Genomic DNA, 14,331 nt, shown 5'->3' on the forward strand with positions numbered 1-14,331 from the left:
CCCCGATCGGCATCACGATATCATCAGCTCCCGCACATGCGCCGCGACCGAGGAAGCGAGCGCACGCAGATCGTAGCCTCCTTCGAGCGAGGACACGACCCGGCCCCCGCACCGCTCGCGCGCGACCTCTGCGAGCTTGCGCGTGATCCAGGTGAAATCGTCATCGACCAGGTGCAGTCCCGCGAGCGGGTCGCGCGTGTGGCCGTCAAACCCAGCCGAGATCATGACGAGGTCCGGAGCGAAGCCCTGCACCGCGGGGAGCACGCGCGCCGTTACCGCGTGCCGGAACTCCGGGCTGGCCGACGCGTCCGGGAGCGCCACGTTGAGGATGTTGCCGTGCCGGCCGTGCTCGTCCGCGCGCCCGGTGCCGGGATAGAGGGGATACTGGTGGATCGAGACGTAGAGGACGTCGCGGTCCTCCTCGAAGATGTCCTGCGTGCCGTTGCCGTGATGGACGTCGAAGTCGATGATCGCGACCCGCGCCAGGCCGTGCGCGGCGCGGGCATGGGCAGCGCCGACGGCGACGTTGTTGAAGAGGCAGAAGCCCATCGAACGCGCGCGCTCGGCATGGTGGCCGGGTGGGCGGACGGCGCAGAACGCGTTGCGGACCTCACCCGTGCAGACGGCGTCGACCGCCGCGCACACGGCGCCCGCCGCGCGCAGGGCGGCTTCACCCGAAGCCGGGCAGACCACCGTGTCGCCGTCGATGCTGAAATGGCCGGATGCCGGCATCGCCGCCAGCATCCGCTCGACGAAGGACCGCGGGTGGACGCGCGCGAGCTGCTCCACGGTCGCGCGCGGCGCCATGCGCCGGTCGAGAAGGTGGAAGTCCTCGCCCTCGAGAGCGGCGAGCACGGCCTTCAAGCGCATCGGGCTCTCGGGATGGCCGAGCCCGGTGTCGTGTTCGGCGCAGGCCGGATGCGAAAAGACCGCCGTGTGCATTTCAGCCCGCCTTTGCGATCCTGAAGGTGAAGACGCCGCCGTCCTGGGACGAACCGGCCAGGCGGTGCCCGGTCGCCTCGCAGAAGGCGGGAAAATCCCGAAGCGCCGCGGGGTCCGTCGCCTCCACCTCCAGCACGTCGCCCGGAGCGAGCGGCTTCAGCGCCTTGCGCGCCCGCAGCACGGGCAGCGGACAGGTCAGGCCCTTCGCGTCGAGGTGGTGGGTTGCCATTCGGACCAGCCGGTTTCTCCTTCCCGATACTAGCGCCGCCCCGGGCCGCCGGGAACCCCGGAAGGAGCGGGCCGGCGGATCTGCCAGCGGCAGATCAGCGGCGCAGGCGCAAGCCGCCCACCGCCGCCGCCAGCCAGCCCGATATGAAGGCGACGCCTCCGACCGGCGCCACCGCCCCGAGCCAGCGCGGGCCGCCGAGCGCAAGCCCGTACAACGCTCCACTGAACAGCAGGATCCCGACGAGCCAGGCGATCGAGGACACAGCGAAGGCGCGCCCGCCGCCCTCGCGGGCCAGGAACGCGCCGGCGAGCAGGGCCAGGGAATGCCACATGTGATACTGCGCACCCGTGCGCATCCATTCGGCGGCCCGGGGGCCGGCCGCTTCCAGGCCGTGCGCGGCAAAGGCGCCGGCCATGACCGCGAGGCCGGCGTTCAGCGCCGCGACCGCTATCCATGTTCCGAAACGCTCCCTCGTCACGAGTTCCTCGTCCGGTGACCGATGCATCGGCCAGCATGCCGTATTGGCCCGGGACTTGCGAGGATCGGCGCGCCGACGGCGTGGATGCGCCGTGCGCGGGGTATGGCCGCAGCCTGCATTGCAATTTGCGAATCGGGCTGCGAATGTGCGACGGACCAGACGAGGACCATGGTTCACAAGCTAAAGGGAACGTCGGCGGAGACCGCGAGGCTCGAATGCCTCTCGGCCTGGGCTACGGCCCGCGGCGGGCACATCCTGGTCGTCGACGACAGCGAACCGAACCGCATCGTGGCCGCGACCATGCTGGCGCGCAGCGGCTTCACCGCGGAGACCGCCTCCGACGGCGACGAGGCCGTGGCCCTGGCGGGCTGCGGGCGGTTCGACCTGATCCTCATGGACCTCGCCATGCCCGGCCGCAACGGCCTCGATGCGACCCGGGCGATCAGGGCGATGCCGCCGCCCGTCGATACGGTCCCGATCGTCGCCGTCAGCGCCAACGTGGCGCTCGTCGACGAGCAGGTCCGTTGCCGGGAAGCCGGCATGGACGACTGTCTGGCCAAGCCGTTCAACCGCCATCAACTGCTCGGGGCGGTGGCCCGCTGGCTCGGCGGCCCCGGATCCGATGCCCGGCTCGACGGCGCGGCCGTCGAAGGTCTCAGGCGCGATCTCGGGCAGATCGCCTTCGCGCAGGTGGTTTCCGCCTTCCTGGGCGAGAGCTGGCGGTTGGCCGGCCGCATGACGGTGGCCGCGCGGGACGGCGACCTCGACACCGTGCTGCGCACGTCGCAGACGCTCCAGGAGGCGGCTTGCGCCTGCGGGGCCGACGACGTCGGCCGCATGGCCGCGGCCATACGGCAGGCGGCCGTCCTCGGGGACCGCGGCGGCGTGCTCGACGAATGCACCCGCCTCGCCCCGGTTCTCAACGCGACCGCCGACCGCCTGACCGCGATCGCGTCCTGACGCCGCCGGCCGGCCCCCGCCGGATACCGGGGTTCCTCAGGAAAGCCGGGCGCGGTCGTGGGGTGCCAGCAGGTCGAGCTCAGGCCCCTTGGGAACGATCCCGGTCGGGTTGATGGTCGCGTGGCTTGCGTAGTAGTGCCGCTTGATGTGGTCGAAGTTCACGGTCTGCGCGATGCCGGGCACCTGGTACAGGTCGCGGACATAGCCCCAGAGGTTCGGGTAGTCGACGATCCGCCTCAGGTTGCACTTGAAATGCCCGTGGTATACGGCGTCGAACCGGATCAGGGTCGTGAACAGCCGCCAGTCCGCCTCGGTCATCCGCGGCCCGGCGAGGAAGCGCTGGCGTTCAAGCCGGTCTTCCAGCCCGTCCAGCGCCGCGAACAACCGGTCGAAAGCCTGCTCGTACACGTCCTGCGCCGTCGCGAACCCCGCCTTGTAGACGCCGTTGTTGACGTCGTCGTAGACCAAGGCATTGACCGCGTCGATCTCGGCCCGCAGCGCCTCGGGATAGAGGTCGAGCGAGGCGTCGCCCCAGGCGTCGAACTCCCGGTTCAGCATCCGGATGATCTCCGCCGACTCGTTGCTCACGATCGTGCGGCGCTGGGTATCCCACAGGACGGGGACGGTGACCCGGCCGGTATGGTCGGGCCTCGCCAGGGTGTAGATCTCGTGCAGGTGCCGCTTGCCGTTGACGAGATCGCCGGTCGCGCCGGGATACTCGCCGAACGACCATCCCTGCTCGCCCATCAAGGGATGGACGACGGACACTCCTATCACGTCGTCTAGGCGCTTCAGCCGGCGAACGACCAGGGTGCGGTGCGCCCACGGGCAGGCCAGAGATACGTAGAGATGGTACCGACCCGGCTCCGCCCGGAAGCCGGTCGACCCGTCCGCGCTGACCCAGTCGCGAAAGACGCTGCTCTCGCGCTTGAAAGCACCGCCGGTCGTCTTGGTGTCGTACCAGCGGTCGTGCCACTTGCCGTCGATCAGCAGTCCCATCGTACTTTTCTCCTAGCCCGCTTCGCGAGCGTCTCCTAGCCCGCTTCGCGGGCGGCTCCTAGCCCGCTTCGCGGGCGGCTCCTGGCCCGCTTCGCGGCGGGCGGTCATTGCCCGCAGGGGCTCGTGCAGCCTCAACCGTGGAGCTTGGCGGTGATCTCGGCGACGTGGCGTCCCTGGAAGCGGGCGCCCTCGAGCTCGTTGTCGCTGGGCAGGCGCGAGCCGTCGCCGGCCGCGATGGTGGTGGCGCCGTAGGGCGAGCCGCCGGTGATCTCGTCCATCCGGGTCTGGCCGGCCCAGGCATAGGGCAGGCCGACGATCACCATGCCCTGGTGCAGCAGCGTGGTGTGGAACGACAGGATCGTGCTCTCCTGGCCGCCGTGCTGGGTCGCGGTCGAGGCGAACACCGAGCCGACCTTGCCGACCAGCGCCCCCTTGGCCCACAGCCCGCCGGTCTGGTCGAGGAAGTTGCGCATCTGCGCCGTCATGTTGCCGAAGCGCGTCGGCGTGCCGAAGATCACCGCGTCGTAGTCCGCCAGCTCGTTCGGGTCCGCGACCGGCGCCGCCTGGTCCAGCTTCACCCCCGCCTTGCGCGCGACCTCCTCCGGCATCAGCTCCGCGACCCGCTTCACCGTCACTTCCGTCCCCGGGACCCCGCGCGCGCCCTCCGCCACGGCCTCGGCCATGCGCTCCACATGCCCGTAGCTCGAATAATACAGAACCAGTACCTTGGCCATCGCTTCGTCCTCGGGTTGTCGTATCTCGTTCAGGTCGTCGGACCAGCCGACTCCCGAGAGATGGGGCATTGCAGGTGCCGCGATAACACCCGAGACTGGCACCAGATCGTTCGGTGGAGCGCAACAGTGGACCGGCTAGACGACATGATCGCCTTCGTCAGCGTGGTGGACTGCCGGAGCTTCACGGCGGCCGCCGAGAAGCTGGGCGTCTCGAAATCCGTGATCAGCCGGCGCATGACGGAGCTGGAGAACCGGCTCGGCGCCCGGCTGCTGAACCGGACCACCCGGCGGCTCAGCATGACCGAGATCGGCCAGGCCTTCTACGAGCGGAGCGTGCGCATCCTCGCCGACGTCGACGATGCCGAAGCGGTGGTGAGCTCCCTGCATGCCTCCCCGCGCGGCGTCCTCAGGATCGCCGCCCCCCTGTCCTTCGGCATGCTCCATCTCGCCCCCGCCCTGCCCGACTTCATGGCGCCCCATCCGGACCTGGAGGTGGAGCTGGACCTGAACGACCGCTACGTCGACCTCGTCGAGGAACGCTACGACGTCGCGGTCCGCATCGGGCGGCTGAAGGACAGCAGCCTCGTGGCCCGCCGCATCGCCCCCAACCGGCGGGTCGTGGTCGGCAGCCCCGGCTATTTCGCCCGGCATGGCCGGCCGGAGCGGCCCGACGACCTGCTGAACCACAACTGCCTGCTCTATACCAACGTCCCGATTGCGGAGCAGTGGCAGTTCCGGGTGGACGGCGTGCAGCGGCCGGTGCGCGCCGCGGGATCGCTGCGCGTCAACAACGGCGAGACCCTGCGCGACGCCGCGGTGGCCGGCCTCGGCCTCGCCATCCTGCCGACCTTCATCTGCGGTTCCGACCTCTCGGCCGGCAGGCTCGAGCCCGTGCTGGTCGGGAACGTGGTCTCCGACAGCGCCGTCCACGCCGTCTATCCCCACGGACGCCACCTGTCGCCGAAGGTCCGCGCCTTCGTGGACTTCATCGCCCGGCGGTTCGGGCCCAAGCCCTACTGGGACTGCGCGCTGGACCCGGAACTGCGCGATACCGCAGCCTAATCTGGGCCGCCTAATCAGAGGAGGCGGGGCGGCTCCTCGGCGAGCGGGGCGATGCAGGCCGCGTCGTCGTTGCGGACGGCGTTCACGCGGGTCGAGACCGGATAGACCTCGAGGCGGTCGTCCGGGCACGGGCGCAGCAGCTTCGCCGCCTCTTCGGCCGGCGTGCCGGGATCGAGCCAGACATCGAAGTCGGCGGGGTCCAGGATCACCGGCATCCGCTCGTGCAGCGGCTGGAGCGTGCGGTTGGCCGTGGTGGTCAGGATCGTGAAGGACTGCATCGGACGCTCGAGCGGCGCGCCCTTAGGCCCCTTCCATACCTCCCACAGCCCGGCGAAGGCGAAGGGGCCGCGGTCGCGGGCGACGATGCGGAAGGGCTGCTTGGCGCCGCCCGGCGAGGCTTTCCACTCGTAGAAGCCGTCGGCGGGCACCAGGCACCGGCGCTCGCGCATCGCATTGCGGAACGAGGCCTTCTCCAGCGCCGTCTCGGCCCTGGCATTGATCATCCGCGAGCCGATGGACGGGTCGTCGGCCCAGAACGGCACGAGCCCCCAGCGCATCACCGCCAGCTCGCGCGCGCCGGTGGCGGCGCCCGTTTCGGTGTCGGCATCGGCATCGGCGTCGCCCCTGGCCCGGCGCCGGACGACCGGCAGCTCCTGGGTCGGGGCGGCGTTGTGGCGGGGCGGAAGGTTCGGCCGTTCCAGGAAATCGAAGACGCGGCCGAGATCCGCGACGGAATGGGTCAGGGTGTAGCGTCCGCACATGGGAACAGTCTAGCGGCTCCGGGCCCGGGGACGCTATGGTCCGGGACGCACGGATGCCGCGGAAAATGTGGAGGATGAGGATGAGCAGGTTCGGATTCGGCCAGGCCGTCGCGCGGACCGAGGACGCGCGCCTGCTGACCGGCCGCGGCCGGTACACGGACGACATCACCCTTCCCGGCCAGATCCATGCGTGCCTCGTGCGCTCGCCCCATGCCCATGCCGACATCCTGGCGATCGACACCCACGAGGCCGGCAAGGCGCCCGGCGTGCTCGCCGTCTATACCGGCGCCGACCTGGAGGCCGACGGGATCGGCCACCTGCCCTGCATGTTCCCGCTGGTCCAGAAGGACGGCTCCCCGCTCGTCACCCCGCCGCGCCCGGCGCTGGCGGTCGGGCGCGTGCGCCATGTCGGCGATCCGGTCGCCCTCGTCGTCGCCGAGACGCTGGCGCAGGCGCGTGACGCGGCCGACCTCGTCTTCGTCGACTACGCCGACCGCCCCGCGGTCGTCGCGGCGGACGAGGCGGTCGAGCCGGGCGCACCCGTCGTCTGGGACGAGGCCCCGGGCAATCTGTGCTTCGACTGGGAGCGCGGGGACGCCGCCGCCACGGACGAGGCCTTCTCCAGGGCGGCCCATGTCGTGGCGCTCGACCTCGTCAACAACCGCATCATCCCCAACCCGCTGGAGGAGCGCGCCTGCAACGGCGCCTGGGACCCGGCGACCGGCAAGATGACGCTCCACGTCGGCAGCCAGGGCGTCCACGGCCTGCGCCGGCAGCTCGCGCGCCACGTCTTCCAGATGCCCGAGGAGAAGATCCACGTCCTGACCGGCGACGTCGGCGGCGGGTTCGGCATGAAGATCTTTCTCTATCCCGAATACGTCCTGGCGCTGTACGCCGCGCGGCGCCTGGGCCGCCCGGTCAAATGGACCTCGGAGCGGGCTGAGGGCTTCCTGTCCGACGACCACGGCCGCGACAACCTCACCCATGCCGAGCTGGCGCTGGACGAGGACGGCCGCTTCCTCGGGCTGCGGGTCCGCACGCTCGCCAATCTCGGCGCCTACCTGTCGAACTTCGCCCCCTTCATCCCGACCGACGGGACCGGCATGCTGGCCGGCGTCTACAAGACGCCCGCGATCCACGTCTCGGTACGCGGCGTCTTCACCAACACTCAGCCGGTGGACGCCTATCGCGGCGCCGGCCGGCCCGAAGCCGCCTACGTGGTCGAGCGCATGGTCGACGCCGCGGCGCGGGCGCTCAACCTGTCGCCGGCCGAGATCCGGCGCCGCAACTTCATCCCGGCCGAGGAGATGCCGTTCCGGACCGCGACCGGCGTCACCTACGACAGCGGCGACTTCCGCCGCAACATGGACGACGCGCTCGCGATGGCGGACTGGGACGGCTTCGCGGCCCGGCGTGCCGAGGCACGGGCGCGCGGGCGGCTGCGCGGCATCGGCCTCAGCACCTATATCGAGGCCTGCTCCGGCGGCGGGCCGGAGCAGGCGACGATCCAGGTCGACGCCGACGCCAGAGTGACGGTGCTGATCGGCACCCAGTCGAACGGCCAGGGCCATGAGACCGCCTACACCCAGATCGTCGCCGACCGGCTGGGCGTTCCGCCTGAGCAGGTCGCGGTCGTCCAGGGCGACAGCGAGCGGATCACGTTCGGCGCGGGCACCGGGGGCTCGCGCTCGATCCCGGTCGGCGGCGCCTCGCTCGCCCGCACGGCCGCGCAGGTGATCGAGAAGGCGCGCGCCAAGGCGTCGGAGATGCTGGAGGCGGCGCCGGTCGACCTGGAGTTCGCCGACGGCGTCTTCACGATCATCGGCACCGACCGCCGGGTCACGTTCCGGGAAGTGGCGCGGGCCGCCGCACCGGCCCCGGACGCCCTCGCCTTCGACGAGGTCGCGCGCTGGAGCCCGCCGGCCGCCACCTATCCCAACGGCTGCCACGTCTGCGAGCTGGAGGTCGACCCCGAGACGGGCACGGTGGAGATCCTGCGCTACGTCGTCGTCGACGATTTCGGCAAGGTGCTGAACCCGTCCATGCTCGCCGGGCAGATCCATGGCGGCATCGCGCAGGGCATCGGCCAGGCGCTGACCGAGCGCTGCGTCTTCGACCGCGAAAGCGGGCAGCTGCTGACGGGGTCGCTGATGGACTACGCCCTGCCCCGCGCCGATACCCTGCCCTTCGTCGAGCTGGCGCTGAACGAGGTCCCGTGCCGCACCAACGCGCTCGGCATGAAGGGCGCCGGCGAGGCCGGCGCGATCGGCGCGCCGCCGGCCGTCATCAACGCGCTGGTCGACGCGCTCGCGGAGCGCGGCGTCACCCACGTCGACATGCCGGCCACGCCGGAGACGATCTGGCGGCTGGCACGCGGCACCCCCGCGGCGGCCGCGCCCTGACGTTCCAAGACGCGCCGCGATGCGGAACATGTACCGCATCGCGGCGTACAGGCCTATGCTGGCCCCAGCCCAAACCAGCCGAGGCGACATGCCCGACAAAGTCCTGCACGACCTCCTCGCCCACACCCGCTCCATCGCGCGCGAAGCCGGCAACGTCATCATGCGCTACTACCTCGACGGCGCGGCGGCGAGCATGAAGGCCGACGGCAGCCCGGTCACGGCGGCCGACCACGCGTCGGAGGCGGTGATCCTGCCGGCGCTCCGGCATCTGGCGCCGGCCATCCCCGTGATCTCGGAGGAGCAGCACGCGGCCGGGCGGAGCGTGGAGGTCGACGGCGAGTTCTGGCTGGTCGACCCCCTCGACGGCACCCGCTCCTTCGTCGACCGGACCGACGAGTTCACGGTCAACATCGCGCTCGTGCGCGGGGGCCGTCCGGTACTGGGCGTCATATACCTGCCGGTTACCGGGGATTTCTACGCCGCCGCCGGGCCCGGAACGGCCGTGGCCTGCCACGACGGGCGGGAGCGCCCGGTCTTCGCCCGCAAGCCGCCGGCCGCGGGCCTGACCGTGCTGGCGAGCCGCAGCCACGGCGACGAGAAGAAGCTGGCCGACTTCCTGGCCGGCCGCACGGTGGCGGAGCAGCTCCGCTCCAGCAGCGCCTTGAAGTTCTGCCTGCTGGCCGAGGGCAAGGGCGACGTCTATCCCCGCTTCGGCCAGACCGGCGAGTGGGACACGGCGGCCGGACAGGCGATCGTCGAAGCGGCCGGCGGCATGGTCGAGACGCCGGAAGGCGAGACGCTCACCTACGGCAAGCCGGGGTTCATGAACGGCCCCTTCGTCGCCTGGGGCCGCCGCTGAGGGTTCAGGACGCGGCGATCTTGACCGCCGCGCCGCCCATGACCGTGCCGGTCACCCGGTTCAGGACGCGCACGGCCCCGGGCGTCCCGAACAGGCGCCGGGCGCGCGCCGCGAGCGCGATGTAGCCGAGGAAGACGACGGCGAGGATGGACAGGGTGACGGCGGCCAGCTCGACCAGGCCGACCAGCCCCACCTGCTGCAGGTCGAGCAGGTTCGGCAGCAGGGCGATGTAGAACAGCATCGTCTTCGGATTGCCGAGCGTCAGCGCCAGCCCGCCCAGGAACAGGCGGCCCGACCGGCCGGCCGCGGGAGCCGGCCCGTCCTGGAAGGTCATGGCCGGCGCCGTCCACAGCTTCCATGCCAGGTACAGCAGGTAGCAGGCGCCGGCGTATTTCAGGCCGAGGAACACCCAGCCGAGCGTCTGGGCCAGGGCCGCCAGCCCGAGCACCGCGAAGGACAGCCAGACCACGTCGCCGAGCGCGATCCCGGCGGTGAAGGCGATCGAGCCGCGGGCGCCATGCCCGAGCACGCGGGCCACGATGGCAGCGATGGCCGGCCCAGGCGTGGCCGCCGCGACGGCCAGCGCGAGCGCGAATCCAGCCAGGGAGATGGGGTCGAGCATGGAACGTTCCTCATGATGCGGAGAGGAGGATACCTGTCCCGCGGGGTCCGGGAAAACGGTTCCTTCGATGCCGATCCACCGGCGGTCCAGGCCACCGGGCTACCCCTTCGGAAGTAGCGTTTCGCCCCTCTTGCGCAATGCCGGGTTGGCCTGCCGCTTGGTACAACGGCGTCATGACCCAAGATGACCGACTCCGCCTCATCGACTATCTGGAGCGACTCGGCGAGCAGAAGGTGCGGCTCTACTCCGGCATCGACTGCGCGCGCTTCTTCGGCGGCTGGCAGCAGGCCGAGGTGGTCGAGGACTGGCTGGACGGCCGCGCGCACGGCCGGCGCCGGCGACCGGCCTTCGGACTGCCGTTCGGGCGGATGCGCGCGTAGAGGCCGCCGCTCGACCGGCGCTCAGTCACCGGCGATGCCGGATGAAGGCGGCCGGCAGGGCCTTGATCTTCTCCAATTCGTCACGGAATGACACGGGCCGCCCGGGCGCGGCCGGCCCGGCCCCGATCTTCTGCGGCAGAGCAGCGGGCGTGTCCAAGGGGTTCTTCTCGTTCCGGCCGAAATGAGAACACGTTAGTTCAGCAGTCAAGTAATCGGAATGCGCGAATATCCCCTCTCCCGTGCAACGGAAGAGGGAAAGTTTTCCTTTCGGAGATTCTGACAGGAGCTTCCATGCCACCGCCCATCGCCTTCGCCACGGCCGTCCTGGCCGTCATCGCCTCAATCGGTCCGGCGGGTGCCGCCGGGGGCGACGCCGATGCCGGGCGACGGATCGCGGAAGAACACTGCGCATGGTGCCACGCCGTCGCCGGCCCGGGTCCGGGGCCGGTCGCCCAGGCGCCCGCCTTCAGCAGCTTCGGCAGGAACTGGCCGGTCGAAGCGCTCGCCGAGGCGCTGGCCGAGGGCATCGTGGTCGGCCATTCACAGGTCCGGATGCCGGAATTCGTGCTGTCGCCGGAAGCGATCGAAGACCTGCTCGCCTACCTCGCGTCCGTACAGGAGTGACGGTCCTTCCGCCGGTCCCCGCTCAGACGCTGCCTGCCCGCTCGATCACGAGCACCCGGGCTCCTCCCACAGGATGTGCGACATGCTCGTCGCCGTCCTGCGCGTGAAAGATGTCGCCCGTGTTGAGCCGGTGGATCTTCTCGACGCCGTCCTGCCGCGTATGCATGTCGACGGCGCCGTCGAGCACCACGAAGACCTCCGGGCCATCGTTCACGTGCCATTTGTACGGCTGATCGGTCCAGTGAAGGCGGACCGTGGCATCGCCGATACGTTCGATGTCCAGAGCTTCCCAGGCTCTGGAGCCGGTGAAGGTCGCGGGGACGATGGTGCGCATGTGCCGTGTTCTCCAACTGACGGTGACGACCTGACCGATCACCAAGCCGTGTCTACCACTTTCCCGGACCGGGACCATACCGCCGTCCGAGCTTGACACAACTGGCCGCAGCAACTTATTACGGTCAGTAACTTACTATGAGTAAGGAACGACCGTCCGTGCGCCAAGCGCCGGAAGGCTTGCCGCACAGCTGCAAAAGGCCCCTCCTCATGACTACGAAAGCAACCGCCCCGGTCCTCATTCTCGGTGGAACCGGAACGGTCGGCACCCGGACAGCGCAGACCCTTCGACAGCTCCATCCCGACCTTCCGATAGCGATCGGCGCCCGCGACCAGGATAGATGCCGTGCGCTGGCGGCCGAGATCGGCAACGCGCACGCCACGCCGGTCAACCTGGGGCGCGCGGACCTGGGCCTCGCCCGGGATGCGTCATACCGCGCGGTGGTGGCGGTGCTGAAGGAGAACACCCTCAATCCGCTGCGATACGCCCAGTCGAAGGGCCTGCCCTATCTCAGCATGGCCGACGGCGCGTTCGAGATCGGCCCGGCCGTCGCGCGCCACGTCCACAGGCCCGCCAGCGCCCCGATGATGCTGGCGAGCCATTGGGCGGTCGGCATGGCGACCATGCCGGCGCTCCACTTCGCCGGGGAGTTCCGCGCCGTCCATACCATCGAGATCGCGGTACTCATGGACCCGGAGGAAGCGATAGGCCCGATGGCGACCCAGGACGTCGAACAGTTGATGCAGAACTCTCCCCGTCCGTTGCTGCTCGACGACGGGACGTGGCGCTGGGTCGGCGAGCAGGTCGCGACCCGGCGCGTCGAGAACATGGCGGGAGAGGAGGTCGAGACGCACGCCATGACGGTGCTCGACACCGTGAGCCTTGCGGCCGCGACCGAGGCGCGTTCGGTCCGCATGGACTTCGGCGTCGCTCAAAGTGCCAGCCGCCGCCGCGGCGGAGTGCCGTCGCATGAGATGATCATCGAGATCGAAGGCGAGCGGAAGGACGGAAAGGTCGGGCGCCTGCGCGTCGACATCGAGAGCCCGCAGGGGGTCACGGGACTGTCGGCGCTGGGCGTGTCCCTGGGCGTCGAGCGGCTTCTCGGCCTGGCCGGCGGCGCCCCGGCGGCGCCGGGCCTCCACTTCCCCGAAACCCTGATCGATCCGGTTTATGCACTCGCGCGCCTGGAAGAGTTCGGCGGCCGGGTCCGGCCGGCTCCCTTCGCCACCGGGGCGGGTGCGGCTGCGTCCCCGGACTGACCGCCTCCGGGGCTCGTGGACACCGGGCTATGCGGGGTCGGGGTAGCGGATGGCGACGACCTCGACTTCGCGCATCCCCGCCGGCGTCCGGATGGCGACGGTGTCCCCGACTTCGGCCTTCAGGAGCGCGCGGGCGATCGGCGAGATCCAGGAGACCCTCCCTTCCGCCATGTCGGCCTCGTCGGCGCCGACGATCGTGACGGTCTTCTCGCTGTCGTCCTCGTCGGCATAGGTCACGGTGGCGCCGAAGAAGACCCGGTTCCGGTTGGGTTGCCGGGCCGGGTCCACGATCTCGGCGATCTCGAGGCGCTTGGTCAGGAAGCGGACCCGGCGGTCGATCTCGCGCAGGCGCTTCTTGCCGTAGATGTAGTCGCCGTTCTCCGACCGGTCGCCGTTGCCGGCCGCCCAGGACACCACCTCGACCACCTTGGGCCGCTCGACGGTCCACAGGTGCTTGAGTTCCTCCTGCAGGCGCCGGTGGCCGGCCGGCGTGATGTAGTTCCTGGGCGCCTCGCTACTCCCGCCGTCGCCCCCGCCCCCGCCTCCGCTTCCCGCAGGCCGCTTGCGCACCGCTCTCAACGCCATCCCGTTCGTAGCTCCGTCCCCGTCGTGCGACGTCGGCGGGATAGCACCCCCGGAGCGTCGCTGGAAGAGGAACCCGGCGCGCCGGCGCCCGAAACTTTTTTGATCTCGGGAGTGGAATAAACCAAAGGACGGCTCCGTTCACGAGGGCATCAGGTCATCACGGCACGCGCCGGTGGATCGACCCTAGGCCGCAAGGCGGCATCGCCGCCCCTGCAGGCCGGAAAGGTCCCTTTCGGCGCCTGATTGCCGGACCCCCCGCGCGCCCCGCTCAGGGCACGCGTCACAAGAGGAGGGAAGATCATGCGTAACAAACTTCTGCTGTCGAGCGCCCTCGCCCTCGCGCTGTCCATCCCCGCGGTCGCGGCGGCCCAGCAGGCCCCGACGACGCAGCCCGCCCCGGAAGCCGAAGCGACCGTCGCGGCGCCGGAGCAGGGCCAGGCCACGGGCGGCGCCAACGTGACCGTGATCCCGCCCCAGGAAGACGCCGAGGCCGCGACCGGCGCCGAGCAGGCGGTCGAAGGCGAGGCCCTGGAGACCGAGACGGAGGGCGAGACCCTCGCGACCGAGGAGATCGAGGTCGAGGCCGAGCCGGCCGATGCCGCGGCCACGACCCCCGAGACGACGACCGAGGCGACGGCCGAAACGACCACCGAGACGACCACCGGTTCCAGCATGAGCGCCGGCTCGGGCGTCGAGGTGAGCGCCGACGACATGATGGGCCGCCCCGTCATGGGCACGGACGGCCAGCAGCTCGGCGAGGTCTCGGACGTGATCGTCGATCCCGAGACCATGGAGATGCGCCGCCTGGTGATCGACAGCGGCGGCTTCCTGGGCTTCGGCGCCAAGAGGATCGCGCTCGACCGCGACCAGGTCGAGATCCGTCCCGAGGAGGGGATCATGGCCCGCGAGCTGACCCGCGAGGATGTCGAAGCCTTGCCGGAATTCGACCCCGAGGGCGAGACGGCGTCGCTCGACCAGCCCGAGCCGACCACGCCTGCCCCGGCCGGCGGCATGGCGCCCGCGCCCGCGCCCGCACCGGCCGCCCAGTAAGGGACCGGCCACGCAGACGGCGGGGAATGCGGCGACGCATTCCCCGCCGTC

Annotated in this window: 18 protein-coding genes; 8 read left to right on the forward strand and 10 right to left on the reverse strand. The window is 70.7% G+C overall.

All coding sequences use genetic code 11. The annotated features are described in order from the left end of the window. Positions 1 to 12: 12 nt before the first annotated feature. From VGO20_RS27250 to VGO20_RS27260, 3 genes are all read right to left on the reverse strand, one after another. On the reverse strand, positions 13 to 942 hold the full coding sequence (locus tag VGO20_RS27250) for a histone deacetylase family protein (RefSeq protein WP_327505564.1): 930 nt from the start codon (positions 940 to 942) through the stop codon (positions 13 to 15). Position 943: 1 nt separating this feature from the next. Beyond that, positions 944 to 1,171: a sulfurtransferase TusA family protein gene (locus VGO20_RS27255; RefSeq protein WP_327505565.1), complete on the reverse strand. Its 228-nt coding sequence runs from the start codon at positions 1,169 to 1,171 to the stop codon at positions 944 to 946. A gap of 94 nt (positions 1,172 to 1,265) precedes the next feature. Continuing rightward, entirely contained in the window at positions 1,266 to 1,649 is a 384-nt protein-coding gene (locus VGO20_RS27260; RefSeq protein ID WP_327505566.1) for a DUF423 domain-containing protein, read from the reverse strand. A gap of 168 nt (positions 1,650 to 1,817) precedes the next feature. Here VGO20_RS27260 and VGO20_RS27265 point away from each other — a divergent pair, with 168 nt between their 5' ends. Beyond that, a complete protein-coding gene (locus VGO20_RS27265; RefSeq protein WP_327505567.1) occupies positions 1,818 to 2,609 on the forward strand; it encodes a response regulator in 792 nt (263 codons plus the stop codon). 36 nt (positions 2,610 to 2,645) lie between these two features. On the opposite strand, the gene VGO20_RS27270 is transcribed toward VGO20_RS27265, so the two are convergent. Both VGO20_RS27270 and wrbA read right to left on the reverse strand, forming a co-directional pair. Continuing rightward, positions 2,646 to 3,608 carry a glutathione S-transferase family protein gene (locus VGO20_RS27270; RefSeq protein WP_327505568.1) on the reverse strand — a complete coding sequence of 321 codons (963 nt, stop codon included), beginning with the start codon at positions 3,606 to 3,608 and terminating at the stop codon, positions 2,646 to 2,648. Positions 3,609 to 3,739: 131 nt separating this feature from the next. After that, positions 3,740 to 4,342, reverse strand: coding sequence for an NAD(P)H:quinone oxidoreductase (gene wrbA / locus VGO20_RS27275; protein WP_327505569.1), 603 nt, complete (start codon positions 4,340 to 4,342; stop codon positions 3,740 to 3,742). Between the two features lie 126 nt (positions 4,343 to 4,468). On the opposite strand from wrbA, the gene VGO20_RS27280 reads away from it, so the two are divergent. Then, entirely contained in the window at positions 4,469 to 5,404 is a 936-nt protein-coding gene (locus tag VGO20_RS27280) for a LysR family transcriptional regulator (RefSeq protein WP_327505570.1), read from the forward strand. Between the two features lie 14 nt (positions 5,405 to 5,418). On the opposite strand, the gene VGO20_RS27285 is transcribed toward VGO20_RS27280, so the two are convergent. Beyond that, positions 5,419 to 6,165: an SOS response-associated peptidase gene (locus VGO20_RS27285; RefSeq protein WP_327505571.1), complete on the reverse strand. Its 747-nt coding sequence runs from the start codon at positions 6,163 to 6,165 to the stop codon at positions 5,419 to 5,421. 80 nt (positions 6,166 to 6,245) lie between these two features. Between VGO20_RS27285 and VGO20_RS27290 the strand changes: the two genes are divergently transcribed. Both VGO20_RS27290 and cysQ read left to right on the forward strand, forming a co-directional pair. Next, positions 6,246 to 8,567, forward strand: coding sequence for a xanthine dehydrogenase family protein molybdopterin-binding subunit (locus tag VGO20_RS27290; protein ID WP_327505572.1), 2,322 nt, complete (start codon positions 6,246 to 6,248; stop codon positions 8,565 to 8,567). 88 nt (positions 8,568 to 8,655) lie between these two features. After that, positions 8,656 to 9,426 carry a 3'(2'),5'-bisphosphate nucleotidase CysQ gene (gene cysQ, locus VGO20_RS27295; protein WP_327505573.1) on the forward strand — a complete coding sequence of 257 codons (771 nt, stop codon included), beginning with the start codon at positions 8,656 to 8,658 and terminating at the stop codon, positions 9,424 to 9,426. A gap of 4 nt (positions 9,427 to 9,430) precedes the next feature. Here cysQ and VGO20_RS27300 read toward each other — a convergent pair whose 3' ends face one another. Continuing rightward, on the reverse strand, positions 9,431 to 10,048 hold the full coding sequence (locus VGO20_RS27300; protein WP_327505574.1) for a LysE family translocator: 618 nt from the start codon (positions 10,046 to 10,048) through the stop codon (positions 9,431 to 9,433). 173 nt (positions 10,049 to 10,221) lie between these two features. Between VGO20_RS27300 and VGO20_RS27305 the strand changes: the two genes are divergently transcribed. Further along, the gene (locus VGO20_RS27305; protein ID WP_327505575.1) at positions 10,222 to 10,428 is read left to right on the forward strand and encodes a hypothetical protein; all 207 of its coding nucleotides are present in this window, start codon (positions 10,222 to 10,224) and stop codon (positions 10,426 to 10,428) included. Between the two features lie 25 nt (positions 10,429 to 10,453). Here VGO20_RS27305 and VGO20_RS27310 read toward each other — a convergent pair whose 3' ends face one another. Continuing rightward, positions 10,454 to 10,585, reverse strand: a complete 132-nt coding sequence (locus VGO20_RS27310) for a hypothetical protein (protein ID WP_327505576.1) — start codon at positions 10,583 to 10,585, stop codon at positions 10,454 to 10,456. Between the two features lie 134 nt (positions 10,586 to 10,719). On the opposite strand from VGO20_RS27310, the gene VGO20_RS27315 reads away from it, so the two are divergent. Then, on the forward strand, positions 10,720 to 11,052 hold the full coding sequence (locus VGO20_RS27315) for a c-type cytochrome (RefSeq protein WP_327505577.1): 333 nt from the start codon (positions 10,720 to 10,722) through the stop codon (positions 11,050 to 11,052). A gap of 22 nt (positions 11,053 to 11,074) precedes the next feature. Here VGO20_RS27315 and VGO20_RS27320 read toward each other — a convergent pair whose 3' ends face one another. Then, positions 11,075 to 11,386: a cupin domain-containing protein gene (locus VGO20_RS27320; protein ID WP_327505578.1), complete on the reverse strand. Its 312-nt coding sequence runs from the start codon at positions 11,384 to 11,386 to the stop codon at positions 11,075 to 11,077. Between the two features lie 209 nt (positions 11,387 to 11,595). Between VGO20_RS27320 and VGO20_RS27325 the strand changes: the two genes are divergently transcribed. Then, complete coding sequence (locus VGO20_RS27325) at positions 11,596 to 12,645, forward strand: hypothetical protein (protein ID WP_327505579.1); 1,050 nt, start codon at positions 11,596 to 11,598, stop codon at positions 12,643 to 12,645. Between the two features lie 27 nt (positions 12,646 to 12,672). Here the strand turns inward: VGO20_RS27325 and greB are convergent, their stop codons facing one another. Continuing rightward, on the reverse strand, positions 12,673 to 13,230 hold the full coding sequence (gene greB / locus VGO20_RS27330; RefSeq protein WP_327505580.1) for a transcription elongation factor GreB: 558 nt from the start codon (positions 13,228 to 13,230) through the stop codon (positions 12,673 to 12,675). A gap of 300 nt (positions 13,231 to 13,530) precedes the next feature. On the opposite strand from greB, the gene VGO20_RS27335 reads away from it, so the two are divergent. Next, complete coding sequence (locus tag VGO20_RS27335) at positions 13,531 to 14,280, forward strand: PRC-barrel domain-containing protein (RefSeq protein ID WP_327505581.1); 750 nt, start codon at positions 13,531 to 13,533, stop codon at positions 14,278 to 14,280. Positions 14,281 to 14,331 lie beyond the last annotated feature (51 nt).

The sequence above is a fragment of the Arenibaculum sp. genome, from assembly GCF_035998295.1.
Lineage (GTDB): Bacteria > Pseudomonadota > Alphaproteobacteria > Azospirillales > Azospirillaceae > DASYHS01.

Coding starts and splice junctions, on each gene's coding strand:
- cysQ (WP_327505573.1), top strand. CDS start 8,656: ATGCCCGACAAAGTCCTGCACGACCTCCTCGCCCACACCCGCTCCATC.
- VGO20_RS27315 (WP_327505577.1), top strand. CDS start 10,720: ATGCCACCGCCCATCGCCTTCGCCACGGCCGTCCTGGCCGTCATCGCC.
- VGO20_RS27270 (WP_327505568.1), bottom strand. CDS start 3,608: ATGGGACTGCTGATCGACGGCAAGTGGCACGACCGCTGGTACGACACC.
- VGO20_RS27325 (WP_327505579.1), top strand. CDS start 11,596: ATGACTACGAAAGCAACCGCCCCGGTCCTCATTCTCGGTGGAACCGGA.
- VGO20_RS27335 (WP_327505581.1), top strand. CDS start 13,531: ATGCGTAACAAACTTCTGCTGTCGAGCGCCCTCGCCCTCGCGCTGTCC.
- VGO20_RS27320 (WP_327505578.1), bottom strand. CDS start 11,386: ATGCGCACCATCGTCCCCGCGACCTTCACCGGCTCCAGAGCCTGGGAA.
- VGO20_RS27290 (WP_327505572.1), top strand. CDS start 6,246: ATGAGCAGGTTCGGATTCGGCCAGGCCGTCGCGCGGACCGAGGACGCG.
- VGO20_RS27305 (WP_327505575.1), top strand. CDS start 10,222: ATGACCCAAGATGACCGACTCCGCCTCATCGACTATCTGGAGCGACTC.
- VGO20_RS27285 (WP_327505571.1), bottom strand. CDS start 6,165: ATGTGCGGACGCTACACCCTGACCCATTCCGTCGCGGATCTCGGCCGC.
- VGO20_RS27255 (WP_327505565.1), bottom strand. CDS start 1,171: ATGGCAACCCACCACCTCGACGCGAAGGGCCTGACCTGTCCGCTGCCC.
- VGO20_RS27250 (WP_327505564.1), bottom strand. CDS start 942: ATGCACACGGCGGTCTTTTCGCATCCGGCCTGCGCCGAACACGACACC.
- wrbA (WP_327505569.1), bottom strand. CDS start 4,342: ATGGCCAAGGTACTGGTTCTGTATTATTCGAGCTACGGGCATGTGGAG.
- greB (WP_327505580.1), bottom strand. CDS start 13,230: ATGGCGTTGAGAGCGGTGCGCAAGCGGCCTGCGGGAAGCGGAGGCGGG.
- VGO20_RS27265 (WP_327505567.1), top strand. CDS start 1,818: ATGGTTCACAAGCTAAAGGGAACGTCGGCGGAGACCGCGAGGCTCGAA.
- VGO20_RS27300 (WP_327505574.1), bottom strand. CDS start 10,048: ATGCTCGACCCCATCTCCCTGGCTGGATTCGCGCTCGCGCTGGCCGTC.